This is a genomic window from Azospirillum mesophilum (genome assembly GCF_053470405.2).
In genome coordinates, this window is record NZ_JBPXMQ020000005.1 from 61,830 (window position 1) to 86,734 (window position 24,905).

General features: G+C 67.9%; 24 protein-coding genes. 16 read left to right on the forward strand and 8 right to left on the reverse strand.

Going from position 1 to position 24,905, the window contains the following annotated elements; translation table 11 throughout:
- Positions 1-14: 14 nt before the first annotated feature.
- From ccoO to phoB, 16 genes are all read left to right on the forward strand, one after another.
- On the forward strand, positions 15-755 hold the full coding sequence (gene ccoO, locus ACSVC7_RS07420; RefSeq protein ID WP_448203691.1) for a cytochrome-c oxidase, cbb3-type subunit II: 741 nt from the start codon (positions 15-17) through the stop codon (positions 753-755).
- 13 nt (positions 756-768) lie between these two features.
- Positions 769-930 (forward strand): cbb3-type cytochrome c oxidase subunit 3, encoded by a 162-nt coding sequence (locus ACSVC7_RS07425; protein ID WP_209770558.1) that lies wholly within the window; start codon positions 769-771, stop codon positions 928-930.
- Between the two features lie 3 nt (positions 931-933).
- Positions 934-1,821: a cytochrome-c oxidase, cbb3-type subunit III gene (gene ccoP / locus ACSVC7_RS07430; protein WP_448203690.1), complete on the forward strand. Its 888-nt coding sequence runs from the start codon at positions 934-936 to the stop codon at positions 1,819-1,821.
- A gap of 285 nt (positions 1,822-2,106) precedes the next feature.
- A complete protein-coding gene (gene ccoG / locus ACSVC7_RS07435; RefSeq protein ID WP_448203689.1) occupies positions 2,107-3,651 on the forward strand; it encodes a cytochrome c oxidase accessory protein CcoG in 1,545 nt (514 codons plus the stop codon).
- 55 nt (positions 3,652-3,706) lie between these two features.
- Positions 3,707-4,231, forward strand: a complete 525-nt coding sequence (locus ACSVC7_RS07440; protein WP_448203688.1) for a FixH family protein — start codon at positions 3,707-3,709, stop codon at positions 4,229-4,231.
- Between the two features lie 47 nt (positions 4,232-4,278).
- A complete protein-coding gene (locus tag ACSVC7_RS07445; RefSeq protein WP_448203687.1) occupies positions 4,279-6,747 on the forward strand; it encodes a heavy metal translocating P-type ATPase in 2,469 nt (822 codons plus the stop codon).
- On the forward strand, positions 6,653-6,865 hold the full coding sequence (gene ccoS / locus ACSVC7_RS07450; RefSeq protein ID WP_448203686.1) for a cbb3-type cytochrome oxidase assembly protein CcoS: 213 nt from the start codon (positions 6,653-6,655) through the stop codon (positions 6,863-6,865). The genes ACSVC7_RS07445 and ccoS overlap by 95 nt, the downstream gene beginning before the upstream one ends.
- Before the next feature lie 182 nt (positions 6,866-7,047).
- Positions 7,048-7,710, forward strand: a complete 663-nt coding sequence (locus tag ACSVC7_RS07455) for a Crp/Fnr family transcriptional regulator (RefSeq protein ID WP_448203685.1) — start codon at positions 7,048-7,050, stop codon at positions 7,708-7,710.
- 216 nt (positions 7,711-7,926) lie between these two features.
- Positions 7,927-10,197 carry an NADP-dependent malic enzyme gene (locus tag ACSVC7_RS07460; RefSeq protein ID WP_448203684.1) on the forward strand — a complete coding sequence of 757 codons (2,271 nt, stop codon included), beginning with the start codon at positions 7,927-7,929 and terminating at the stop codon, positions 10,195-10,197.
- Positions 10,198-10,342: 145 nt separating this feature from the next.
- Positions 10,343-11,860: an ATP-binding protein gene (locus ACSVC7_RS07465; protein ID WP_448203683.1), complete on the forward strand. Its 1,518-nt coding sequence runs from the start codon at positions 10,343-10,345 to the stop codon at positions 11,858-11,860.
- Positions 11,861-12,042: 182 nt separating this feature from the next.
- On the forward strand, positions 12,043-13,086 hold the full coding sequence (locus ACSVC7_RS07470; RefSeq protein WP_448203682.1) for a PstS family phosphate ABC transporter substrate-binding protein: 1,044 nt from the start codon (positions 12,043-12,045) through the stop codon (positions 13,084-13,086).
- A gap of 91 nt (positions 13,087-13,177) precedes the next feature.
- Positions 13,178-14,560 (forward strand): phosphate ABC transporter permease subunit PstC, encoded by a 1,383-nt coding sequence (gene pstC / locus ACSVC7_RS07475; protein WP_448203681.1) that lies wholly within the window; start codon positions 13,178-13,180, stop codon positions 14,558-14,560.
- Positions 14,561-14,585: 25 nt separating this feature from the next.
- The gene (pstA, locus tag ACSVC7_RS07480; protein ID WP_448203680.1) at positions 14,586-15,851 is read left to right on the forward strand and encodes a phosphate ABC transporter permease PstA; all 1,266 of its coding nucleotides are present in this window, start codon (positions 14,586-14,588) and stop codon (positions 15,849-15,851) included.
- A gap of 87 nt (positions 15,852-15,938) precedes the next feature.
- Positions 15,939-16,685 (forward strand): phosphate ABC transporter ATP-binding protein PstB, encoded by a 747-nt coding sequence (gene pstB / locus ACSVC7_RS07485; RefSeq protein WP_448203749.1) that lies wholly within the window; start codon positions 15,939-15,941, stop codon positions 16,683-16,685.
- A gap of 37 nt (positions 16,686-16,722) precedes the next feature.
- Complete coding sequence (phoU, locus tag ACSVC7_RS07490) at positions 16,723-17,493, forward strand: phosphate signaling complex protein PhoU (protein WP_448203679.1); 771 nt, start codon at positions 16,723-16,725, stop codon at positions 17,491-17,493.
- 46 nt (positions 17,494-17,539) lie between these two features.
- Positions 17,540-18,244 (forward strand): phosphate regulon transcriptional regulator PhoB, encoded by a 705-nt coding sequence (gene phoB / locus ACSVC7_RS07495; protein ID WP_448203678.1) that lies wholly within the window; start codon positions 17,540-17,542, stop codon positions 18,242-18,244.
- An 84-nt stretch (positions 18,245-18,328) separates the two neighbouring features.
- Here the strand turns inward: phoB and ACSVC7_RS07500 are convergent, their stop codons facing one another.
- From ACSVC7_RS07500 to coaBC, 8 genes are all read right to left on the reverse strand, one after another.
- Positions 18,329-18,601, reverse strand: coding sequence for a hypothetical protein (locus ACSVC7_RS07500; RefSeq protein ID WP_448203677.1), 273 nt, complete (start codon positions 18,599-18,601; stop codon positions 18,329-18,331).
- A gap of 10 nt (positions 18,602-18,611) precedes the next feature.
- Complete coding sequence (locus tag ACSVC7_RS07505) at positions 18,612-19,049, reverse strand: DsrE family protein (protein ID WP_448203676.1); 438 nt, start codon at positions 19,047-19,049, stop codon at positions 18,612-18,614.
- Between the two features lie 139 nt (positions 19,050-19,188).
- A complete protein-coding gene (locus ACSVC7_RS07510) occupies positions 19,189-19,977 on the reverse strand; it encodes a HesA/MoeB/ThiF family protein (RefSeq protein ID WP_448203675.1) in 789 nt (262 codons plus the stop codon).
- Between the two features lie 84 nt (positions 19,978-20,061).
- Positions 20,062-20,880, reverse strand: coding sequence for a hypothetical protein (locus ACSVC7_RS07515; protein ID WP_448203674.1), 819 nt, complete (start codon positions 20,878-20,880; stop codon positions 20,062-20,064).
- A gap of 768 nt (positions 20,881-21,648) precedes the next feature.
- Positions 21,649-22,608, reverse strand: coding sequence for a cysteine synthase A (cysK, locus tag ACSVC7_RS07520; protein ID WP_448203673.1), 960 nt, complete (start codon positions 22,606-22,608; stop codon positions 21,649-21,651).
- 75 nt (positions 22,609-22,683) lie between these two features.
- Complete coding sequence (locus ACSVC7_RS07525; RefSeq protein ID WP_448203748.1) at positions 22,684-23,139, reverse strand: RrF2 family transcriptional regulator; 456 nt, start codon at positions 23,137-23,139, stop codon at positions 22,684-22,686.
- The gene (gene dut / locus ACSVC7_RS07530) at positions 23,139-23,618 is read right to left on the reverse strand and encodes a dUTP diphosphatase (RefSeq protein WP_448203672.1); all 480 of its coding nucleotides are present in this window, start codon (positions 23,616-23,618) and stop codon (positions 23,139-23,141) included. Before dut ends, ACSVC7_RS07525 begins: the two co-directional genes overlap by 1 nt.
- Positions 23,615-24,859: a bifunctional phosphopantothenoylcysteine decarboxylase/phosphopantothenate--cysteine ligase CoaBC gene (gene coaBC, locus ACSVC7_RS07535; RefSeq protein ID WP_448203671.1), complete on the reverse strand. Its 1,245-nt coding sequence runs from the start codon at positions 24,857-24,859 to the stop codon at positions 23,615-23,617. The genes dut and coaBC overlap by 4 nt, the downstream gene beginning before the upstream one ends.
- Positions 24,860-24,905: the final 46 nt, after the last annotated feature.

Consider the following 24,905-nt stretch of genomic DNA (forward strand, 5'->3'; position numbering starts at 1 on the left):
GAGGATCTGAGAAAATGGCTGAGGAAAAAAAGGGCTTTAGCCACGACACGATCGAGCGGAACACGCTTCTGCTCATCGTTCTGATCCTGATCACGGTGTCGATCGGCGGCCTCGTCCAGATCGTCCCGTTGTTCACGATCGAGTCGACGATCGAGAAGGTGGATGGGGTCCGTCCCTATTCGCCGCTCGAACTGGCCGGCCAGAACATCTACATCCGCGAAGGCTGCTACAACTGCCATAGCCAGCAGATCCGTCCGTTCCGCGACGAAGTGGAGCGTTACGGTCACTACTCGCTGGCCGCGGAAAGCATGTACGACCATCCCTTCCAGTGGGGCTCCAAGCGCACCGGTCCGGACCTTGCCCGCGTCGGCGGCAAGTACTCCAACGACTGGCACGTCGCCCACCTGGCCGACCCGCGCGCCGTGGTGCCGGAGTCGATCATGCCGGGCTACTCCTGGATGAAGGATCGTCCGCTGAAGTACACCGACATTCAGGATCACATGAAGACCCTGAAGATCGTCGGCGTCCCCTACACGGACGACCAGATCGCCAACGCCAAGGCCGACCTCGAAGCGCAGAAGAATCCGGAGGGTGACTCCGCCGGCCTCGCCAAGCGCTACCCGAAGGCCGTCGTGGCGAACTTCACGGGCAACAAGGGCGTCACCGAAATGGACGCGCTCGTGGCCTACCTGCAGGTGCTGGGCACCATGGTGGACTTCACCAAGTACCAGTCGCCGAAGCAGCTCCAGCAGTAACCGGGAGGGATCCATGGACTTGGATTCGATCACCATTGCCCTGCGGTCCTTCTGGACCATCTGGCTGACCCTGCTCTTCACAGGCATCGTGGTCTACGCCATGTGGCCTGGGAACCGGGGCAAGTTCGAAGACGCCGCCCGGATCCCGCTCAAGGATGATGGTCAGGAGTTTTAGGCCATGGCACAGAAGGAAAAGGACGCCCTTTCCGGCGTCGAAACCACCGGCCACGAGTGGGACGGGCTGCGGGAGCTGAACAACCCGCTGCCGAAGTGGTGGTTGTACATTTTCTACGTCTGCATCGCGTGGGCGCTCGTCTACTACGTCTTCTACCCGGCCTGGCCGCTGGGCAAGACCTACACCAAGGGCCTTCTCGGCTACTCGCAGCGCGAGGAAGTCGTCCAGAAGGTGGCCGAGGGCAAGAAGGCGCAGGAGAAGTACCTGGTCGCGATCGCGGCCAAGTCGGTTGACGACATCCAGAAGGACAAGGACCTCCTTGCCTTCGCGATGGCCGGCGGCCGTTCGTACTTCAACGAGAACTGCGCCGCCTGCCACGGCGCCGGCGGTCAGGGCGCCAAGGGCTTCCCGACGCTCGCCGACGACGTGTGGCTGTGGGGCGGCACCACCGCGGACATCTACCAGACCATCCAGCACGGTATCCGCTCGGATGATGCGGCGACCCGCGGCACCCCGGGCCAGGGCATGACGGCCTTCGGTCGTGACGGCATCCTGAACAAGGACCAGATCAACCAGGTCGCCGAGTATGTCCTGTCGCTGAACAAGCGCTCGACCGACGCCGCCGCTGCCGAAAAGGGCAAGACGGTGTTCGCCGAGAACTGCGCGGCTTGCCACGGCGAGAACGCCCAGGGCTCGCTGGCGGCCGGCATGGACGTCGGCGCTCCGCCGCTCGTCCAGGCCAACTGGCTGTACGGCGGCGACAAGGCCACCATCGTCGAGACGGTCACCAACGGCCGCGCCGGCGTGATGCCCGCCTGGTCGAAGCGTCTGGACGAAGCCACGATGAAGTCGCTGGCGGTCTACGTCCACAACCTCGGCGGCGGCAAGTAAGCCAAAAGCCGGGTTGGGTTTAAAGTGCCGGGGAGGCGACTCCCCGGCACTTTCTTTTTGGGGCAGACTTTTTTGGAGCAAACGCCGCTCAACGCGCCCAAACGGGTGAGGGGCGGGCCGGTCCCGAATCCATTGATCCAGCGCAATGCCCCTGTGACCTTCTGTCGCCATAGTCCGGACACTGCCGCCGCACCACGTCGGCACGGACGCGTCCCGACGAGCGAAAACGCTCGGCGAACCCACCGGGGATGAGCCCCGGGGACGAGCGAACGAGAAGGCGAGGTCATGAGCACGACCAACGAGACCCAGTCGCCCACAGTCGACATTCAGGCTTCCGACATTCCGGCCTCCGCTGCGCGCGATACTTCGTCGGCGGAGGCGCCGAAGGCCCAGAAGCGGGCCTCGCGGTCCATGTACAAGAAGCACAGCAAGGTCTATCCGAAGTCGGTGCACGGCACCTTCCGGCGGATCAAATGGACGGCGCTGGCGGTGCTGCTGGCGATCTACTACGTGCTCCCCTGGATCCGCTGGGACCGCGGACCGAACGCGCCGGATCAGGCGGTTCTGCTCGACCTCACCAACCGGCGCTTCTACCTCTTCTTCGTCGAGCTGTGGCCGCAGCAGATCTACTACCTGACGGGCGCCCTGATCCTGGCGGCGCTGGGGCTGTTCCTGGCGACCTCGCTGGCCGGGCGCGTGTGGTGCGGCTACGCCTGCCCGCAGACGGTCTGGACCGACCTCTATGTCTGGGTCGAACGTCTGGTTGAGGGCGACCGGGGTGAGCGCATCCGCCTGGACCAAGGCAAATGGACGGCGCAGAAGCTCGGCCGCAAGCTGCTGAAGAACCTGATCTGGCTGCTGATCGCGGCGGCGACCGGCGGCGCCTGGATTTTCTATTTCACCGATGCGCCGACCCTGCTGGGCGAGATGGCGCGTTTCGAGGCCTCCTCCACGGCGGTCGGCTTCATCGGGCTGTTCACCGGCACCACCTGGCTGCTGGCCGGCTTCGCGCGCGAGCAGGTCTGCACCTACATGTGCCCCTGGCCGCGCTTCCAGTCGGCGATGATCGACGAGGACAGCCTGATCGTCACCTACCAGGACTGGCGCGGCGAGGGCCGCGGCCTGATGCGCAAGTCGCAGAGCTGGGACGAGCGCAAGGCCGAAGGGCTGGGCGACTGCATCGACTGCTTCAACTGCGTCCAGGTCTGCCCGGCGGGCATCGACATCCGTGACGGTCTGCAGATGCAGTGCATCGGCTGCGGCCTGTGCGTGGACGCCTGCGACGAGATCATGACCAAGATCGGCCGCCCGACCGGCCTGATCAAGTTCGACACCCAGACCAACCAAGTCGCGCTCGCCACCACCGGCAAGCCGGCGCCGGTCCGGATGTTCCGCCCGCGCACGATCCTGTATTCCCTGATGATTCTGGTGATCGCCGGGGCGATCGGCGTGGGCCTCGCCTTGAAGCCGGGACTGGACATCTCCGTCCTGCGCGACCGCGCGCCGCTGTTCGTGACGCTGGCCGACGGAACGGTGCGCAACGCCTACACCTTCAAGATCTCCAACATGACCCGCGACCCGCGCGACTACACGCTGGCCCTCGGCGGTCTGAAGGACGCCCACATCGCCGTGGCCGGCGAAGGGCAGGAGGCGCAGGCCAGCCAGCAGCGCCTGACGGCGGCGCCGGACATGGTCGCGACCTACAGAATTTTCGTGACAGCGCCCCGGTCGAGTTTGCAAGGCGCCACCCAGCCCCTTACCTTCAGGCTAACCTCGGCCAATGGTGAGACGGCGTCCTACGAATCCGTCTTCATGGGGCCGGCCAACTGACGCGCACGCTCTGCCCGTTGCACCACTTCACCCCTCTGCCAAGGTTTGCAAAACGATGACGATGTCCACCGACGCCGGGAACCGCCGCATGACGCCGCGCAAGGTCGGCCGCCAACCCGGCTGGTACATCCCCTGGATCTTCGTGGCCGGGTTCGCCGTGGTCATCGCGGTCAACGTGGTGATGGTGCACTACGCCATGTCGAGCTGGACCGGCGTGCAGACCGAACAGCACTTCATGAAGGGCATCAAGTACAACCAGGACCTGGCCGGCGCCCGCGCCCAGGCCGAGCGCGGCTGGAAGGTGGAGACGGAGTTCACCGCGACCGAACCGCAGAAGGGCGTGATCGCCCTGACCCTGCACGACAAGTACGGCAACCTGCTGAAGGACGCGGCGGTGAAGGTCTCCTTCCTGCGCCCGACCAGCGAGGGCCACGACGTGACCCTGGACCTGCCGTACCTTGGCGAGGGCCGCTACGGTGCGCCGGTGGCCCTTCCGCTGCCGGGCCAGTGGGACCTGCGCGTGCAGATCGACCACGCGACCGGCGACTATCAGGACGAAAAGCGCATCACGGTCAAGTGAGCGCACTCTCGTAAGCACCCCCTCGGTAAGCATCTGGGTCTTCTGACATGACCGTCTGCCTCCATTGCGGGCAGGACCACGCGGAGGGGACCGGCACCACGGCCTCCGACGGGACCGGCCCGTTCTGCTGCACCGGCTGTGCGGCGGCTTACGACCTCGTGCGCGGCCTGGGGCTGGAGCGCTATTACGAGCGGCGCTGCGTCGATCCCGCCGCCCGGCCCCTGCGGCCGGACGGGGAGGCGCCGCCCCTCGACTACGCCCCCCACGCCAAGCATGCCGAGGATGGCACCGCCTCCCTGCACCTGATGGTGGACGGGCTGCAATGCGCCGCCTGCGTCTGGCTGATCGAAACGGCGCTGGGCCGCCAGCCCGGCGTGACGCACGCGCGGCTGAACATGACCACGCGCCGCCTGACGGTCGTGTGGCGCGAGGACGAGACCGACGCCAACACCGTCGTCGACACCATCGCGCGCATCGGCTACCGCGCCGTGCCCTTCGATCCGGAACGGCTGGGCGACGCGCAGGCGAAGACGGAGAAGGAGCTTCTGCGTTCGCTGGCCGTCGCCGGCTTCGGCGCCAGCAACGTGATGCTGCTGTCGGTGTCGGTCTGGGCCGGCCACGCCACGGGCATGGGCACCGCCACGCGCGACCTGATGCACTGGATTTCCGCGCTGATCTGCATGCCGGCCATCGCCTACGCCCTGCGGCCCTTCTTCCGTTCGGCGCTTCAGGCCTTGCTGCGCGGGCGGACCAACATGGACGTGCCGGTGACCATCGGCGTCCTGCTCGCCACGGGCATGAGCCTGTTCGAGACGATCCACAGCGGCCAGCACGCCTATTTCGACGGCGCGATGATGCTGCTGTTCTTCCTGCTGATCGGCCGCTACCTCGACCAGCGGGCGCGCGGCCGGGCACGGTCGGCGGCGGAGCAGTTGCTGGGCCTGCACGCGACCTCCGTCACCGTGCTGAAGCCCGACGGGCGCAGCGCCATCGTCCCGCCGGAACAGGTGAAGCCGGGCGACACGGTCCTGGTCGCGGTGGGCGAGCGCGTCGCCATAGACGGCCGGGTGTCCGACGGCGTGTCGGACCTCGACACCGGCCTGATCACGGGCGAGACGGTGCCCGGCTCCGTCCGCCCCGGCGATCAGGTCTTCGCCGGCATGCTGAACCTGACCGCCCCGCTGCGCGTGACCGTCAAGGCGGTGGGCGAGGGCACGCTGCTGGCCGAGATCGTCCGCCTGATGGAGGTGGCCGAGCAGGGCCGTGCCAAATACGTCGCCATCGCCGACCGCGTGTCGCGTCTCTACGCCCCCGTGGTGCATGTGACGGCGCTCAGCACCTTTCTCGCCTGGATGTTCCTGGTCGGGGCGCCCTGGCAGACCTCGCTGATGAACGCGGTCGCCGTGCTGATCATCACCTGCCCTTGCGCGCTGGCGCTGGCCGTGCCGGTGGTGCAGGTGATCGCCAGCGGCCGGCTGATGCGGCAGGGCATCCTGCTGAAGAACGCCACGGCGCTGGAACGTCTGGCCGTCATCGACACCGTCGTCTTCGACAAGACCGGCACCCTGACCGAGGGGCGCCCGGTCCCGCAGCTTGCCGGCATCGCCCAGGACGACCTGAGCCTCGCCGCCTCGCTGGCCGGGGCCAGCCGCCACCCGCTGGCGCGCGCGCTGGCCCGCGCCGTCCCCGGCGTCGCGGTGGCCGCCGGCGTGCGGGAGATCCCCGGCGCCGGCCTCGCGCTCGACACCGCCGGGGGCGAGGTCCGCCTGGGCAGCCGCCGCTTCACCGGCGCGCCGGAGTCGGCCGAGGACGCCGCCGGTCCCGAGCTGTGGCTCGCCCGGCCGAACAGGCCGCCGGTCCGCATCACCTTCCTGGACGCTCCGCGCGCCGACGCGGCGCTGGTGGTCAAGGCGCTGAGGACGCGCGGCATCGACGTGCGGCTGCTGTCCGGCGACCGCCGCGGCGCCGTCGCCGCCGTGGCCGCGCAGTTGGGCATCGAGGACTGGCGCGCCGGGCAGACCCCGGCCGACAAGACCGCCGTGCTGGCGGAACTGGCCGCGCAGGGCCGCAAGGTGCTGATGGTCGGCGACGGGCTGAACGACGCCCCGGCGCTGGCCGCCGCTGCCGTGTCCATGTCGCCCTCCACCGCCGTGGACGTCAGCCAGACCGCCGCCGACGTGGTCTTCCAGGGCCGCCACCTGCGCCCCATCGTCGAGGCGTTCGAGGTCGCCCGCCGCTCCGGCCGGCTGGTGAAGCAGAACTTCGCCATCGCCCTGGTTTACAACCTGTGCGCCGTGCCGTTGGCGATGTCCGGCTTGTTGACTCCCTTGCTCGCCGCCTTGGCGATGTCCTCCTCGTCCCTTATCGTGATCGCCAACGCGCTGCGGCTCAGCCGGGCGTCGGTGGCCAAGGACCTGATGTATGACCGAGCTTCTCTATCTGATCGCGATCGCGCTGAGCCTGGGGCTGTTGGGGCTGGGGGCGTTCCTGTGGGCACTGAAGTCCGGGCAGTTTGACGATCTGGACGGGGCGGCGCATCGGATCCTGTTCGACGACGAACCGCCCCGCCCGCAGGACACCACCCCGCCGAAGCGGCCGGACGGCGCCACGGAGCCCCCGCCGAACGGGCGGTGACCCGCCGGGTTTATGACAAATCGGCAACGGCCGGTGCGAGCACCGTTGCGAAATGGAACGATTATGACCATGATGGGGGCCTTGCACGGCTAGGGCTGGGTCACGCCATGCCACCCTTCGACATGGGACGCGCCCGCGAAAAGGGCGCCGCGACAGAGATGAACCCCTGTGGGGCCTGTCCCGTGCGCAGCCTCACGGTCTGCGCCGCCTTGGACCCCGAGGAACTGCGCCGTCTCGCCGACATCCTGCAAACCGTTCGTGTCGAAGCCAACCAGACCCTGTTCAGCGAAGGCGATGCCGCCGACGCCCTTTACAACGTCACCGCCGGAACCGTGAAGCTGTACAAGCTGCTGCCCGACGGGCGGCGGCAGATCACCGGGTTCCTGGTGACCGGCGATTTCCTGGGGCTGGCCGTCAACGACAGCTACGCCTACACGGCGGAAACGGTGACCACGGCGACGTTGTGCCGGTTCCCGCGCAAGAAGATCGACGCGCTGATGGACGAGTTCCCGAAGATGCAGCGCCGTCTCTTCTCCATGGCCTCCAACGAACTGGCGGCCGCGCAGGACCAGATGCTGCTGCTCGGCCGCAAGACGGCGAAGGAGAAGATCTGCTCCTTCCTGCTGATGCTGTCGCAGCGCGCCGCCCGGCGCGGCCACAAGGAAAACCCGGTCTATGTGCCGATGAGCCGGGCCGACATCGCCGACTACCTGGGCCTGACCACGGAAACGGTCAGCCGGACCTTCACCCAGCTGAAGACCGCAGGCGCGATCTCGCTTCAGGAAGGCAACAAGGTCCTGATCAGCGACATGGACGCCATCTACGACATGGCCGAGGGCTGCTGAGGCGGCGGGAAATCCCCGCTCCCTAAGTCCTGAACGGTCGTATCGGACATTGTTCGTGGTCCGTTATGTCGCATCGGGGGCAAAATTTGCATCAATCGTGCGAACGCAGGCTGGCGGGGCGCGCGCGCGCGGGCTAACATCCGCGGCCTTGTTGCCGGCACGCTTCCCAAGAACAAGACCGGCAGTGCGTCAGCCCCCTTCAGGACCCGAACTCCCATGGCCGAACCCGATACCAAGCGCGTCACCGACGAAGAAGCCCTGCTGCTGCACTCCTCCGGCCGTCCGGGCAAGTTGGAGATCTCTCCGACCAAGCCGCTGACGACGCAGCGCGACCTGGCGCTGGCCTATTCGCCCGGCGTGGCGGTGCCCTGCCTGCGCATCGCGGAGGACGCCAGCACGGCCTACGACTACACGGCCAAGGGGAACATCGTCGCGGTCATCTCCAACGGCACGGCGGTGCTGGGGCTGGGCGACCTGGGGGCGCTGGCCTCCAAGCCGGTGATGGAGGGCAAGGCCGTCCTCTTCAAGCGCTTCGCCGACGTGGACGGCATCGACCTGGAGGTCGACACCAAGAACGTCGACGAGTTCGTCAACTGCGTGCGCTTCCTGGGGCCGAGCTTCGGCGGCATCAACCTGGAGGACATCAAGGCGCCGGACTGCTTCATCATCGAGGAGCGCCTGCGCGAGCTGCTGGACATCCCCGTCTTCCACGACGACCAGCACGGCACCGCGATCATCGCCGCCGCCGGCCTGATCAACGCCTGCGACATCACCGGGCGCAACATCAAGGACGTGAAGATGGTGGTGAACGGCGCCGGCGCCGCGGGCATCGCCTGCGCCGAGCTGTTCACGACCATGGGCGTGCCGCGTGAGAACATCATGCTGTGCGACACCAAGGGCATCGTCTACCGGGGCCGCACCGAAGGCATGAACCAGTGGAAGTCGGCCTTCGCCGTCGAGACCGACAAGCGCACGCTGCAGGAGGCCGTCGCCGGCTCCGACGTGTTCGTCGGCCTGTCGGCCAAGGGCGCCATGACGCCGGAGATGGTCGCCTCCATGGCGCCGAAGCCCATCATCTTCGCGCTGGCCAACCCGGATCCGGAGATCACGCCGGAGGAGGTGAAGGCCGTCCGCTCCGACGCCATCGTGGCGACGGGCCGCTCCGACTACCCGAACCAGGTCAACAACGTCCTGGGCTTCCCCTACCTGTTCCGCGGCGCGCTCGACGTCCGGGCCACCACCATCAACGAGGCGATGAAGGTCGCCGCGGCCAAGGCGCTGGCCGCGCTGGCGCGCGAGGACGTGCCGGACGAGGTGGACGCCGCCTATTCCGGCCGCCGCCTGCGCTATGGCGCGGAATACATCATCCCCGTGCCCTTCGACCCGCGCCTGATCGTGACGGTGCCGGCCGCCGTGGCCCAGGCCGCCATGGAATCGGGCGTGGCGCGCAAGCCCATCATGGACATGACGGGCTACAAGAATTCCCTGCGCACCCGCCTCGACCCGACCGCCGACAGCCTGGAGCTGATCCTGGAAAAGGTGCGGGCCAACCCGCGCCGCGTCGTCTTCGCCGAGGGCGAGGAGGAGCGCACCATCCGCGCGGCGCTCGCCTACCGCGCCGCCGGTTTCGGCACGCCGGTGCTGATCGGCCGCGAGGAGGTCATCAAGGACCAGCTGGCCGCCATGGGCCAGCCGGGCGTGAAGCTGGAGATCCACAACGCCCGCGTTTCCGACGCCAACCGCCGCTACAGCGACCATCTCTACCGCCGCATGCAGCGCAAGGGCGCGCTGCTGCGCGACTGCCAGCGCATGGTGAACCAGGAACGCAACGTCTTCGCCGCCTGCATGGTGGCGCAGGGCGACGCCCACGCCATGGTCACCGGCCTGACCCGCACCTTCGGCGTGGCCTTCGACGAGATCCGGCGCGTCATCGACGCCAAGGCGAACGAGCCGGTCTTCGGCCTGCACCTGTTCCTGACGCGCAACCGCACGGTCTTCATCGCCGACACCACCGTGCATGTCCGTCCGGACGGGCAGACGCTGGCCGACATCGCCATCGGTGCCGCGGCCAAGGCGCGCCAGATGGGGCACGAGCCGCGCGTGGCGCTGCTCTCCTTCTCCAACTTCGGGCAGAACCCGCACCCCAACGCGGACCCGCTGCGCGAGGCCATCGCCATCCTCGACAGCCGCCGCGTGGACTTCGAATACGACGGCGAGATGTCGGCGGACGTGGCGCTGGACTATCAGCTCATGAAGCGCGTCTACCCGTTCTGCCGCCTGTCGGGACCGGCCAACGTGCTGATCATGCCGGGCCTGCACTCGGCCAACATCACCGCCAAGCTGCTGAACAAGATGGCCGGCGGGCAGATGATCGGCCCGCTGCTGATCGGTCTCGACAAGCCGGCGCAGGTCGTCACCATGGGTGCCACGGTCGGCGATCTCGTCACCGCGGCGGCGCTGGCGGCGCACGACTCGCTGCCCTGGTAAGACTCCGGGGCACTGTCCTTGATTTGGCGCGCGGGCCGGGGCGATCCCCCGGCCCGCGCGTTAATCTTTTGTGACGCACGCTCCGCAGGGCCGGTGATGGTGTAGAAACAGGGATCCGCCCCCGCGACGCACGAGTCCCGCCGCCATGTCCGTCAAGGTGATGCCGCCGTTCCGGCTGATTCTCGCCGCCCTGCTGATGCTGGCGCCGCTTGCCGTTTCCCTGGCGCTGCTGGCCCTGCATGGGGAGGTGAGGCCGGTTGTGGTGGTCGGCGGCGGGCTGATCGCCCTGGGCGGGGCGGTATTGATGCTGCTGTCCTACATTCGGGACATCCGGGCGATCGCGGACTATGTGGGGAAGCTGGCCGAGGATCCCTCGGCCGTAGCACCGCCTCCGGCCGGCGGGTCGCCGTCCCTGCGCCGGTTGACCGCGGCGGTGGCGCGCCTGCACCGTGCCATGGCGGGCCGCACCGAACAGGCGCTGGCCCAGCTCGAAGCCAACGAATCGATCCTGGAGGCGCTGCACGACCCGCTGGTGCTGGTCGGGGCGGACCGGCAGGTTGTGCGGGCCAACCAGGCGGCGCGCAGCCTGTTCGGCGACCGCATCCTGAACCGCGACCTCGCGGCGTCCTTGCGGAACCCCAACGTGCTGGAGGCGGTGGACGCGGTGCTCGGCGGGGCGGCGTCCCGCATCCTGGAATTCAGCCTGCCGGTCCCGGTGGAGCGCATGTTCGAGCTGCGCGTGAAGCCCTTTCAGCGCCGGCTGCCCCAGCCCGTTCCCCAATTGGTGCAGCACGAGGGCGGGCTGCCGCCGGTGGTGGAGCCCGTGCCCGGCCGTATGGTCATCCTGACGCTGCACGACATCACCGCGCTGCGCCGGTCGGAGCAGATGCGCGCCGACTTCATCGCCAACGCCAGCCACGAGCTGCGCACCCCGCTCTCCTCGCTGCTCGGCTTCATCGAGACGCTGCGCGGCCCGGCCCGCGACGACCTGGAGGCGCACGAGCGCTTCCTGACCATCATGCACGATCAGGCCAGCCGCATGGCCCGCCTCGTCAACGACCTGCTGTCGCTCTCGCGCATCGAGCAGGACGAGCACATGCCCCCGTCCGGGACGGTGGACGTGCTGGACGGGCTGGAGGGCGTGGTGGCCGCGCTGGAGCTGAAGGCGGCCAGCCGCCGCATCCGCCTGAAGCTGGAGGTGCCGGACGGCCTGCCGCCGGTGCTCGGCGACGAGGACCAGTTGACCCAGGTGTTCCAGAACCTCGTCAGCAACGCCATCAAATACACGCGCGAGAACACGGACGTGACCATCGCCGCCTTCGTCGCCGACGGCACGGTGGTCGGCTTCGCCGGCATGACGCCCTCCGCCGGGCGCGCCGGGCGTGGAAACCCCATGGTGGCGGTCGCCGTGCGCGACCAGGGGGAGGGCATCGCCCGCACCCATCTGCCGCGCCTGACCGAGCGCTTCTACCGCGTGGACGCCGCGCGCTCCCGCGCCATGGGCGGAACCGGCCTTGGCCTCGCCATCGTGAAGCACATCGTGAACCGGCACCGCGGCCGGCTGACCATCGAAAGCTCGGTCGGGGTGGGCAGCACCTTCACCGTCTACCTGCCTGTCGCTGGCGAGCAGGCGGCCAAGGAGCCGGTGCGCCGTCAGGCGTAGGAGGATTCGCTTGGTGCCCATGACCAAAAGTGGGCGGCGTCACGAAACTGTCATGAAAGCGTAATCGACGAGTCGCGGTCGCTGGCTATGGTCCCGCCGCAAGCCGCCGGACACACGGCGGCACGGCGCGGGTGCACACCGTTCCCCGCCGGACAGGCAATCGGACCATCGGAGGGATTTCCGTGATCTCCAGCAAGCTTGCCCTCACCGCCGCGGCGGTCGTGGCCCTGACCACCGCCTTCGCCGGTGCGGCGAACGCCCAGTCGCGCGACCAGATCCGCGCCGTTGGCTCCTCGACGGTGTTCCCCTTCACCACCGCGGTGGCCGAGGCCTTCGGCAAGGGCGGCAAGTTCAAGACCCCGGTCATCGAATCGACCGGCACCGGCGGCGGCCTGAAGCTGTTCTGCGCCGGCGTCGGCCCGCAGCATCCGGACATTGCCAACGCCTCGCGCCGCATCAAGAAGTCCGAGGTCGAGCAGTGCGCCGCCAACGGCGTCACGCAGATCACCGAACTGAAGATCGGCTTCGACGGCATCGCGCTGGCTTATTCCAAGAAGGCCCCGCACGTCGACCTGACCACCGAGGTTCTGTGGAAGGCGCTCGCCAAGGAAGTGCCGGTCGGCGGCAAGATGGTCGCCAACCCCTACAAGAAGTGGTCGGACATCGACGCCAAGCTCCCGAACAAGGAGATCGAGGTGCTCGGCCCGCCCCCGACCTCCGGCACCCGCGACACCTTCAACGAGCTGGTGATGCTCGAAGGCTGCAAGAAGGTGAAGGAAGTCAAGGACATCGTCGCCGACGAGAAAGCCCGCGAGAAGGTCTGCATGACCATCCGCGAGGACGGCGGCTACGTCGAGGCCGGCGAGAACGACAACCTGATCGTCCAGAAGCTGACCGCCAACCCCGACAGCTTCGGCGTGTTCGGCTACAGCTACATCGACCAGAACCGCGACAAGCTTCAGGCCGCCAAGATGGACGGCGTGGAGTTGACCCCGGAGGCGGTCGCCGCCGGCAAGTACGAACTGGCCCGTCCGCTGTTCGTCTACGTGAAGAACGCCCATGTCGGCGTCATCCCGGGCATCCGCGAGTTCATCGCCGAATACACCGCCGAGAAGGCGTTCGGCGACGAGGGCTATCTGGCCGACAAGGGCCTGATCCCGGTTCCGAAGGCCGAGCGCGACGCGGCCCGCGCCGCTTCGGCCAACCTGACCCCGCTCCAGCTCTGATCCGGAACGAAAGCCGGCGGCTTCCCTGGTGGGCCGCCGGCTTTCCGTTTATCCAAAGAGCCAGTCAACAGCCCTGAAACGGCGGTTTCGCATGCAGCTCACGGTACTGCTCATCGTTCTGGCCCTGCTCACCGTCATCGGCTTCCAGATGGGCCGGTCGCGCGCCACCGCCTCGGTCGGCGGCCGCATCGTCGAGCTTCATTCGGTGCCGTCCTACCATGGTTTCTACGTGGCGCTCTGGGCCGGCCTGCCGGCCTTGCTGCTGTTCGCGATCTGGGGGGCGTCGGAAGGCTGGATGGTCATGCAGATGGTCCTGGCCGGCCTGCCCGAACGCCTGACGAAGGTGGACGAGCAGGCGCTGAGCCTTCTGCGCGCCGACATCCTCAATCTGGCGCACGGCGTGTCCACCGGGCGCGAGTCCGACCCGGCGGTGGTGGACGCGGCCCAACGCTACGTCCGCCTGCGCGCTCTCGGCGACTGGAGCCTGCTGGCCATCGGGTCCTGCCTCGCCATCGCCGGGCTGCTCTACGCCCGCCAGCGGGTGTCGCCGGACCTGCGCGCCCGCAACCGGGTGGAACGCGCGGTCAACATCGCGCTGGTTATCAGTTCCCTGGTCGCCATCCTGACGACCATCGGCATCGTGCTGTCGCTGCTGTTCGAAGCCATGCGCTTCTTCGCGGTGGTGTCCCCGCTGGAGTTCCTGTTCGGCGCGCACTGGAGCCCGCAGATGGCCATGCGCGCCGATCAGGTGGGGTCCAGCGGCTCCTTCGGCGCGATCCCGCTGTTCGCCGGCACCCTGCTGATCACGGGCATCGCCATGGCGGTGGCCGTCCCGGTCGGTCTGATGGCGGCCATCTTCATGTCGGAATACGCCAACCCGCGCCTGCGCACCTGGCTGAAGCCGATCCTGGAGGTGCTGGCCGGCATCCCGACCGTCGTCTACGGCTTCTTCGCGGCCCTGACCATGGCGCCCTTCGTGCGCACGGTGGGGCAGGGGCTTGGTCTCGACGTCAGCTCCGAATCGGCGCTGTCGGCGGGCATCGTCATGGGCGTGATGATCATCCCCTTCGTCAGCTCGCTGTCGGACGACGTGATCAACGCGGTGCCGCAATCCTTGCGCGACGGCTCCTACGGGCTGGGCGCCACCAAGTCGGAGACGATCCGGCTGGTCGTGCTGCCGGCGGCGCTGCCCGGCATCGTGGCCGCGATCATGCTGGCGGTCAGCCGCGCCATCGGCGAGACGATGATCGTCACCATGGCCGCCGGCCTCACCGCGAACCTGACCGCCAACCCGCTGGACTCCGTGACCACCGTGACGACCCAGATCGCCACGCTGCTGGTCGGCGACCAGGAGTTCGACAGCCCCAAGACGCTGTCGGCCTTCGGCCTCGGGCTGGTGCTGTTCGTCGTGACGCTCACCCTCAACATGGTCGCCCTGCGGGTGGTCCAGAAGTATCGAGAGAAATATGACTGATCTCGTGCAACAGGATATGCGGGACATGTCGGTCGCCGTCTCCAAGTCTCGCTACCAGAGCGAGGAATTCACGGCGCGCCTGCGCCGCCGCTACGCCGCCGAACGGCGCTTCCGGATGGCCGGGATGGCCGCCGTGGCGCTCGCCTCGATGATGCTGGTGGTGCTGCTGGGCTCGATCATCAGCAAGGGCTACACGGCCTTCTGGCAGACGCAGCTCCGGCTGGAGGTCACGCTGGACAAGGCCCAGGTGGACGAGGGCAACTACGCGGCGATCCTGCGCCAGGCGCTCTACGCCCAGGTGCCGGAGGCCAAGGACCGCGCCAGCCGCCGTTCGCTGAACGAGCTGCTGTCGTCGGGCGCGCCCTACCAGCTGGAAAAGATGGTCCGCGAGAACCCGGCGCTGGTCGGCACGACGCAGACGGTCTGGGTGCTGGCCGACGACGAGGTCGACCAGTTCATGAAGGGCTTCATCCGCCGCGACGTGCCGGAGGCCGAACGCCGCCTGAACGACGTGAAGGTCGGCGCGCTGGACAAGCTGGCCGCCGGCGGGGCGATCAAGAGCACCTTCAACAGCACCCTGTTCACCGCCGGCGACAGCCGCGAGCCCGAACAGGCCGGCATCTGGGGCGCCATCGTCGGTTCCTTCCTGACGCTGATCGTGACCATGCTGCTGTCGGTTCCCATCGGCGTCGCCGCCGCGGTCTATCTTGAGGAGTTCGCGCCCAAGAACCGCTGGACCGACCTGATCGAGGTGAACATCAACAACCTCGCCGCGGTGCCGTCGATCATCTTCGGCCTGCTGGGTCTGGCGGTGTTCCTGGGCTTCTTCGGCATGCCGCGCTCCGCCCCGCTGGTCGGCGGTCTGGTGATGGCGCTGATGACCCTGCCGGTCATCATCATCGCGTCCCGCGTCGCGCTGAAGGCGGTGCCGCCGTCGATCCGCGAAGCGGCGCTGGGCATCGGCGCCTCGCCGTTGCAGACGGTGACCGACCATGTGCTGCCGCTGGCCCTGCCGGGCATCCTGACCGGCACCATCATCGGCATGGCCCGCGCGCTGGGCGAGACGGCGCCGCTGCTGATGATCGGCATGGTCGCCTTCATCGTCGACATCCCGCACGGCCTGACGGACAGCGCCACGGCCCTGCCGGTGCAGATCTACATGTGGGCGGACAGCCCCGAGCGCGCCTTCACGGAGCGCACCTCGGCGGCGATCATGATCCTGCTCGCCTTCCTCATCCTGATGAACGGCCTGGCCGTCTTCCTGCGCAAGAAATTCGAGAGGCGTTGGTAATCCACCATGACCTACCAGACCAGCTTCCAGACGCAGACCCCGACCCCGACCGCCTCCGCAGCGCCACGGCCCGCCGCCGACATAAAGATGGTCGCCCGCGACGTGAAGGTCTTCTACGGGGCCAAGCAGGCGCTGAAGGGCATCAACCTGGACATCCAGGAAAACAAGGTGATGGCCCTGATCGGGCCGTCGGGCTGCGGCAAGTCCACCTTCCTGCGCTGCCTGAACCGGATGAACGACACCATCGAGAACTGCCGGGTCGAAGGCCTGATCGCGCTCGATGGGGAGGATGTCTACGGCCGGAACATCGACGCCGTGCAGCTGCGCGCCCGCGTCGGCATGGTGTTCCAGAAGCCGAACCCTTTCCCGAAGTCGATCTACGACAACATCGCCTACGGCCCGCGCATCCACGGCATCGCCACCCACCGCGACGAGTTCGACGAGATCGTCCAGACCTCGCTGGAGCGCGCCGGCCTGTGGAACGAGGTGAAGGACCGCCTGCGCGAGCCGGGCACCGGCCTGTCCGGCGGCCAGCAGCAGCGCCTGTGCATCGCCCGCGCCATCGCGGTCAGCCCGGAAGTGATCCTGATGGACGAGCCCTGCTCGGCGCTCGACCCCATCGCGACGGCCCACATCGAGGAGCTGATCGACGAGCTGCGCGAGAACTACACGATCGTCATCGTCACCCACAACATGCAGCAGGCGGCCCGCGTCTCCCAGAAGACCGCCTTCTTCCACCTGGGCGACATGGTCGAGTGCGACGACACCGAGGAAATCTTCACCAACCCGCGCGACGAGCGCACCCAGGGCTACATCACCGGCCGGTACGGCTGAGCCGGCGATGGGCGACCTTCCAGTGAGGGGGCGGAGCATGAGTTCCGATCACATTGTTCGCTCCTTCTCGCAGGAGCTGCAACGGCTGGCCAACCTGATCACGCAGATGGGCGGCGTGGCGGAGGCGCAGGTGGACGCCGCCGTCAAGGCGGTGGCCCGCCGCGACGTGGCGCTGGCCGCCCAGGTCATGCAGACCGACCAGCGCATCGACCAGTACGAGCGCGAGATCGACGCGGAGGCGATCCGGCTGCTGGCGCTCCGCCAGCCGCTGGCGCAGGACCTGCGGGAGATCGTGTCGGCGCTGAAGATCTCCGCCGACCTGGAGCGGATCGGCGACTACGCCTCCAACATCGCCAAGCGCTCGCTGGCGCTGGCCCAGGTGCCGCCGGTGCGCCCGGCGGCGGCGATTCCGCGCATGGGGCTGCTGGTCGAGGCGATCATGAAGGACGTGCTCGACGCCTACATCGAGCGCGACGTCGCCAAGGCCGTCTCCGCCTGGGAGCGGGACGAGGAGCTGGACGACCTCTACACCAGCCTGTTCCGCGAGGTCCTGACCTACATGATGGAGGACCCGCGCAACATCACGCCCTGCACGCACCTGCTGTTCATGGCGAAGAACCTGGAGCGGATCGGCGACCACGCGACCAACGTCGCGGAGACCATCCACTTCCTGGTCGTCGGGGCGCCGCTGCGCGAGGAGCGGCCGAAGGGCGACACCAGCAGCTTCGAAGTGGTGAAGCCGGAGGACGAACCGGCGTTGCCGCCGGCGGCTGGCCGGGATAACGATGGAGCGGGCCATGCCGCGTGACGGCGATGTGCGAAGCAGGGGCGGGGCCAACCGGAGCGGAGAAAGCATGAATTCGGCGCTGAAGCCGCTCGTCCTCATCGTGGAGGACGAAGCCGACATCGTGACGTTGCTGAAGTACAACCTGGAAAAGGAAGGCTTCCGGGTCAACGCCGCCAGCGACGGCGAGGAAGCCCTGCTTCTGGCCGGGGAGCAGACGCCGAACATCGTGCTTCTCGACTGGATGCTGCCGCTGATGTCGGGGCTGGAGGTCTGCCGGCAGATGCGGCGCAACGCCAAGATGCGGGACATCCCCATCATCATGCTGACCGCCCGTGGGGAAGAGGCCGACCGGGTGCGCGGCCTGAACTCCGGCGCCGACGACTACATCACCAAGCCCTTCTCCCCGACCGAGCTGGTCGCCCGCATGCGCGCCGTGCTGCGCCGCGCCTCCCCCAGCATGACGGAGGAGGTGCTGCAGTTCGCCGACGTGACCATGGACCTCGCCGCGCACCGCGTGCGGCGCAATGGCCGCGACGTGCATCTGGGGCCGACCGAGTTCCGCCTGCTGCGCCACTTCATGCAGCATCCGGGGCGGGTCTTCTCCCGCGAGCAGCTCCTGGACATCGTCTGGGGGCACGACGTGTATGTCGAGCCGCGCACGGTGGACGTCCACATCCGCCGCCTGCGCAAGGCCATGAACGATGACACGGAACTGGACCTGATCCGCACCGTGCGCTCGGCGGGCTACGCGCTGGACACGAAGGCGGTTTGAGGAGCCCGTAGGTTGGGTTGAGGCGCGGCCGAAACCCAACGCTCCCGTCGGAGGGGCTGTTGGGTTTCGCAAGCTCAACCCAACCTACGATTCCAACCGTGTGACCGCCTCGCGCAGGATCGCCACCTTCGGGGCAAATCGGTTCGCCGGGTCCCCATCCTCGATGAAGCCGATCATGATGCCCAGCGCGTGGGCGACCTTGGGGGCGAGGTCGGGCGCGGCGTGGGCTTTCACGTGGCGGGCCAGCGCGGACAGGTCGTCCTCGTAAGGATTGCCCTCGAAGCCGTCGGCGGCGATGGCCTCGAATCGGTTGGCGTACTCGATGACGAGCGCCGTGTCGTTCGCCGGATCGCTCATATCAATTCGCTCATACGAACAGGATGGCGCCGGTCTTGGGCGCGTCGTTCAGGAAGGTGACGACGCCGCCGGTCTTCACCGGCACGTCGGCGCGCAGCGCGGTGCCCGTGGGCAGGCCCAGCGCCTTCACCGCCATCTCGCAGGCCATGAAGGTCACGTTCAGCATCACGCAGGCGCTCAGCAGCTCTTCGAAGCCGGCGAGGCCGTTGTCGGCGAACCAACCGTCGCGCTCGGCCGGGGGGCGGCCGTCGTCGGCGGGGTCCAGCCCGTGCCAGCCGGGGACGCCCGGCTCGCTCTCCGCCAGCAGGGTGCGGAGCGCGCGGCCGGTGAAGAACAGGGTGACCTTGCGGTTCGTCGCCGCCGCCGCGCTGGCCATCACCAGGGCGTAATGCACCCGGTCGAAGCCGCCCGCGTGCAGGACGATGGACAGGTTTTCCGGTCCCTGCATCGGGACGCCTCCTTCCGGTCGCCGCTTAAAGCGAACTGCCGTTCGCTTTAGATTTCATATGGCCTCACTTGCCGGCCGGGCTTCGGACGCATGAGCGTCCGGGCCCGCCGTCGCGGTCCAAAGCGGATCGAAATCCGCTTTAGTGTGCGGAGAGGTCGTGGATGGTCGGGTGGGTGCCGCACAGCGGGCATTCGGGGTCGCGCTTGACCGCGATGCGCTGGTAGGAGGCGTAGAGCGTGTCCATCATCAGCAGGCTGCCGGACAGGCTTTCCCCGATGCCCAGGATCTCCTTCAGTACCTCGGTCGCCTGGAGCGAGCCGACGAAGCCGCCCAGCGCCCCCAGCACGCCGCCTTCCGAACAGGACGGCACCAGCCCGCGCGGCGGCGGCTCCCGGAAGATGCAGCGGTAGCAGGGGTGGGGGTCGCCCAGATGCGCCTTGTAGGTGGCGAGCTGCCCGTCGAAGCGCAGGATCGCCGCCGACACCAGAGTCTTCTTCGCGAAATAGCAGGCGTCGTTCAGCAGGAACCGCGTGGCGAAATTGTCCGACCCGTCGGCCACGATGTCGTAGCGGCCGATCAGGTCCAGCGCGTTGTCCCGGGTCAGGCGGGTCTTGTGCGTCTCCACCACCACGTCGGGGTTCAGCGCGCGGATGCGGGCCGCCGCACTCTCCACCTTCGGCTGGCCGAGCGTGGTTTCGTCGTGGATCACCTGGCGCTGGAGGTTCGACAGGTCCACCGTGTCGTCGTCGACGACGCCGATGGTGCCGACTCCGGCCGCGGCGAGATAGAGCAGAAGCGGCGCGCCGAGGCCCCCCGCTCCGACCACGAGGACGCGGGCGCGCAGCAGCGCCGCCTGTCCGATGCCACCGACCTCCGGCAGGATGATGTGACGGGAGTAGCGGTGGAGCTGGGTTTCCGTGAAGTCCATGGGCGGCAGAATAGCGCGGAACGCCCCGTCCCGCGCAAGCCCTCAGCACAAGCCCTCAGCGCAAGCCCACAACGGGGCCGCCGGTCAGGCGATCACGTGCATCTTGTAGGGGCTGCTGGTGGAGGAGGCGTTGGTCTTCGAGCCTTTGGCCGCGTCCTCCGCCGCCCACTGGCGCAGGCGATCCTCGCGTTCGCGCATGATCTTGTCGAAGGGGCGTTCTTCGGTCTGCTCCGGAGCGCTGGCGGTCTTGGCGATGAAGTTCATCTGATAGGGAACTTCGCCTTCGACGTTCTTCGGCGGCACGATCACGAGGTCATACTGGCCGGGCTCCAGCTTGAAGCTGGACTTCTTCATCATGTCCTGGCCCATGGTTTCCGGCTTCATGGTGTCGCCGGACGCCATGACCTTGCCGTCCTTGCCCATGATGGCCCAGCGCGAGTAGGGCAGGGTCATGTTGGCGACGAACTCGCCCCCCTGGACGACGTTCAGCGTGTGCTTCTGCACGCCGGGATCCTTGCCGACGACGGCGCGGGCGGTCCCCTTCATGGAGCCGCCGGACGCCACCATCATGACGTTCTGCTTTTCGCTGACCTCCAGCGTGTATTCGCGGAAGTTGACGCCGCGGGTCGCCTGGGAGATCACCGCCGTGTAGGTGCCGGGGCCGAGCTTCGCGCTGGCCGACGCGGAATCGTTCTTCGCCTTCGCTTCCGCGACGACCTTGTTGTTCTGGTCGACGATCTTGATGTTGGTGTTGATGTCGTTGATCTTGAAGTTGAACTCACCCGTCTTCGACACCGTGAACTGCCGGTAGTCCGTCGACGCGCCGCCGGGTCCCAATTCGTTCGTGATGCCGCGGAACTGGAACCAGTTCATCGTCGAGGCATTCGGAATCGCGACGCCCATGGTGGTCACTCCTGATCAACAGGCGCCGTGCGCGTCCACCCGGACGGCGGCACCCGGCGATGTTCCAACGTCGGCCCCCAACGTCGGGCCTATGTCGGCTTCACAGATTACTAAAATCCAATCTATCTGTCAAACCGGCCGACGGTTTCACTCTACAACAGGATGCGGCTGTGCGCAATATTCGCCGCCCGGTTGCGGGCGCGGATCCTGGATTGTGCATCGTTGGGCGGATTGTGCAGCGGCTGTCCTCTGCACAACGGGCTGGATTGGCGCTTTTTCGTTTGCTGACAATGGGTTGGTGGAAGCCGTTTGTGTGCGGCCGTTGTGCGTTTCTCCCCCTCGCCCATCTCCGATGGGAGAGGGGGAGAAATGCACCGAAGGCGCGGGAGCAGTGAGGGCTGTAGGCGCTAAGTTTAACCGTTCGGTGTGGTCGGCTACGGGCAACCACCCACCCATCCCGTCATCCCCGCGAAGGCGGGGATCCAGACCGATCAAGCACTGAGACGCGAAGTTTCCTGGATCCCCGCCTTCGCGGGGATGACGGTGGAAAGATGGTAGCAGCCCGGTGCGGTAGTACAGCGGCCAAAGTTAACGCCTATAGCCCTCACCCTTCCATGGCATTCGCTGAGAGCCGGAGGCGGGCGAGATAGGGCGCATCTCGGCCGGTGGTGGAAGTAGAGTACCGTAACTTTCGCGAACCAATCAAGAACAAGGCCGCCCCCGGAACGCCGGTCCTTTCGGGCGGCGTTCCGGGGATCGGTCGTACGGTTACTCCAGGCCTTCGAACAGGGCGGTGGAGAGGTAGCGCTCCGCGAAGGAGGGGAGGATGACGACGATCAGCTTGCCTTCGTTCTCCGGACGGGCGCCGACTTCCAGCGCGGCGGCGAGCGCGGCGCCGGAGGAGATGCCGACCGGGATGCCGTCCAGACGGGCCACCTTGCGGGCGGTCTCGAAGGCGCGCTGGTTGGAGATGCGGACGACCTCGTCGATCAGGTCCTTCTGCAGGACGTCCGGCACGAAGCCGGCGCCGATGCCCTGGATCTTGTGCGGGCCGGGCATGCCGCCGGACAGGACGGGGCTGTCCTCCGGCTCCACGGCGACGGCGCGGAAGCCGGGCTTGCGGGCCTTCAGCACCTCCGACACGCCGGTCAGCGTGCCGCCCGTGCCGACGCCGGAAATCAGGATGTCGGCCTTGCCGTCGGTGTCCTTCCAGATCTCCTCCGCCGTGGTGTTGCGGTGGATCTCCGGGTTCGCCGGGTTCTTGAACTGCTGGAGCATGTAGGCGTTTTTGTCGGTCGCGACGATCTCGTCGGCCCGGCGGATGGCGCCCTTCATGCCCTCGGCCGCCGGGGTCAGCACCAGTTCGGCGCCCAGCAGCTTCAGCATCTTGCGGCGCTCGACCGACATGCTTTCCGGCATGGTCAGGATCAGCTTGTAGCCCTTGGCCGCCGCGACGAAGGCCAGCGCGATGCCGGTGTTGCCCGACGTCGGCTCGACCAGCGTGGTGCGGCCCGGCTCGATGGTGCCGGCGCGCTCCGCCGCCTCGATCATGGCGAAGCCGATGCGGTCCTTCACGCTGGCCAGCGGGTTGAAGAACTCCAGCTTGCCGACGATCTGGGCCTTCACGCCGGCCTCGTCGGCCAGCCGCTTGACGCGCACCAGCGGCGTGGCGCCGACGGTGTCGAGAATGCTGTCGTAGATTTTACCGCGAAACTCGGAAGCCGGCATCTTTTCACTCCTCCGGTGTGTGGTTATCGACCACTTTTACAGCATGGTCGAAATTTATCCGCTTTCCGTGTGGGTTTAAATGGTAAAGTCGATGCGGTCTTCCGTTTCGCTTTCCACCCCAGCGGTGCGGGCGCGCAGGCAGAGATCCTCGATGGTGATGTCATCGAGCTTCTTCATGCATTCCTCCTGAAGCTCGCCCCACAGCGGCCGGACCACCTTGTGGCCGAGGATGGAGCCCGCCGGCTCTTCGATGGGGTCGGCCGCCGTCTCCATGGAGCGGACCACCTTCACGATCTCGCCCAGCGTGATGCGCCGGCGCTCCCGCGCCAGTCGGTAGCCGCCGCGCGGCCCGCGCACGCCGGCCAGGATGCCGTCGCGCACCAGTTGTTGGAGCACCTGCTCCAGATAGCGCTTGGGGATGCCCTGGCGGCGGGTGATCTCGCCGGACTGCACGGGCTCGGTGCCCGCGTTGTAGGCGATGTCCAGCACCGCCTCGATCGCGAACATCAGCTTCTTGGAGATGCGGAGCATCATTTCGACTCCAAACTCGGTGTGTTGTGGCTGTGCTGGCCGGTGGAGCCGAATCCGCCGGCACCGCGGGCGCTGTCGGGAAGGGTGGACGCCTCGCTCCAGGCGACGCGCTCGTAGCGGGCGACGACCAACTGCGCGATGCGCTGGCCGCGCTCGACGGTGAAGGGCTGGTCGCCGTGGTTGATCAGGATGACGCCGACCTCGCCGCGATAGTCCGCGTCGATGGTGCCGGGGCTGTTCAGCACCGTGATCCCGTTCTTCAGGGCAAGGCCGGAGCGGGGGCGCACCTGCGCCTCGAACCCATCGGGCAGGGCCATGGCGATGCCCGTGGGGACCAGGGCGCGCCGGCCCGGCTCCAGCACCACCGGGGCCGCCACCGCCGCGACGAGGTCGAGCCCGGCCGCGTGTTCCGTCGCGTAGGCCGGAAGCGCCAGCCCCTCGGCGTGGGGAAGGCGGACGACGGGGACGGAAACAGTCACGGGGCTTTCTCCTGAAAATGCTGGGTGAAATGCTGGGCGATGGCCTCGGCGAGGCGGGCGGCCACGGCGTCCTTGCCCATGGTGGGCCAGTCCTCCACGCCGCCGTCGCGGATCAGGTGGACCGTGTTGTCGGTGCCGCCGAAGGTCGTGGTGCCCAGCGACACGTCGTTGGCGACGATCCAGTCGCAGCCCTTGCGGATGCGCTTGGCCGTCGCGTATTCCACGACGTTGCCGGTCTCCGCCGCGAAGCCGACGACCAGCGCCGGGCGACGGGACTTGGTCTGCGAGAGGGAGGCGAGGATGTCCGGGTTCTCGGTCAGCGCCAGGGCGGGCGGGCCGCCGCCGTCCTTCTTCAGCTTGCGGTCCGATTCGCCGGCCACGCGCCAGTCCGCCACGGCGGCGGCGCAGACGGCGATGTCCACGGGCAGGGCGGCCTCGCAGGCGGCCAGCATCTCCCGCGCGGTCTCGATGGGGTGGACGGTGCAGCCCGGCGGGTCGGGCAGGCGGGTCGGGCCGGTGACCAGCGTCACGTCGGCGCCCAGCCGCGCCAGAGCCTCCGCGATCGCGTGGCCCTGCTTGCCGGAGGAGCGGTTGGCGATGTAGCGCACCGGGTCGATGGGCTCGTAGGTCGGGCCGCTGGTGACCAGGGCGCGCTTGCCCTTCAGGGGCTTGGGCGCGTCGCGTTCCTCGAAATAGGTTGCGATGGCCTGGAGGATCTCCATGGGCTCCGCCATGCGGCCGGCGCCGTATTCGCCGCAGGCCATTTCCCCCTTGTTGGGGCCGACGCGGCGCACGCCGCGCTTTTCCAGAAGGGCCATGTTGGCCTGGGTCGCCGGATGCTCCCACATCCGCACGTTCATGGCCGGGGCCACCAGCACCGGCTTGTCGGTCGCCAGCAGGACCGTGGCGGCCAGATCGTCGGCCATGCCCGCGGCCATGCGGGCCAGCAGGTTGGCCGTCGCCGGGGCGACCACCAGCAGGTCGGCGTCGCGGGACAGCTGGATGTGCCCCATCTCCGACTCGTCGGTCAGGGACCAGAGATCCTGGTAGACGGTGTCCTCCGTCAGCGCCTGGACCGACAGGGGCGTGACGAACTGCGCCCCCGCCCTGGTCAGCACGGCGCGCACCGTCGCGCCGCGCTCCTTCAGGCGGCGGATCAGCTCCAGACACTTGTAGGCCGCGATGCCGCCCGCGATGACGAGCAGGATGCGCTTGCCGGACAGCACGGATGATTCGGCCACGGGGTCCCCGCTGTTCTTTGCGATGGATTTTGTAGAATTGAGATAT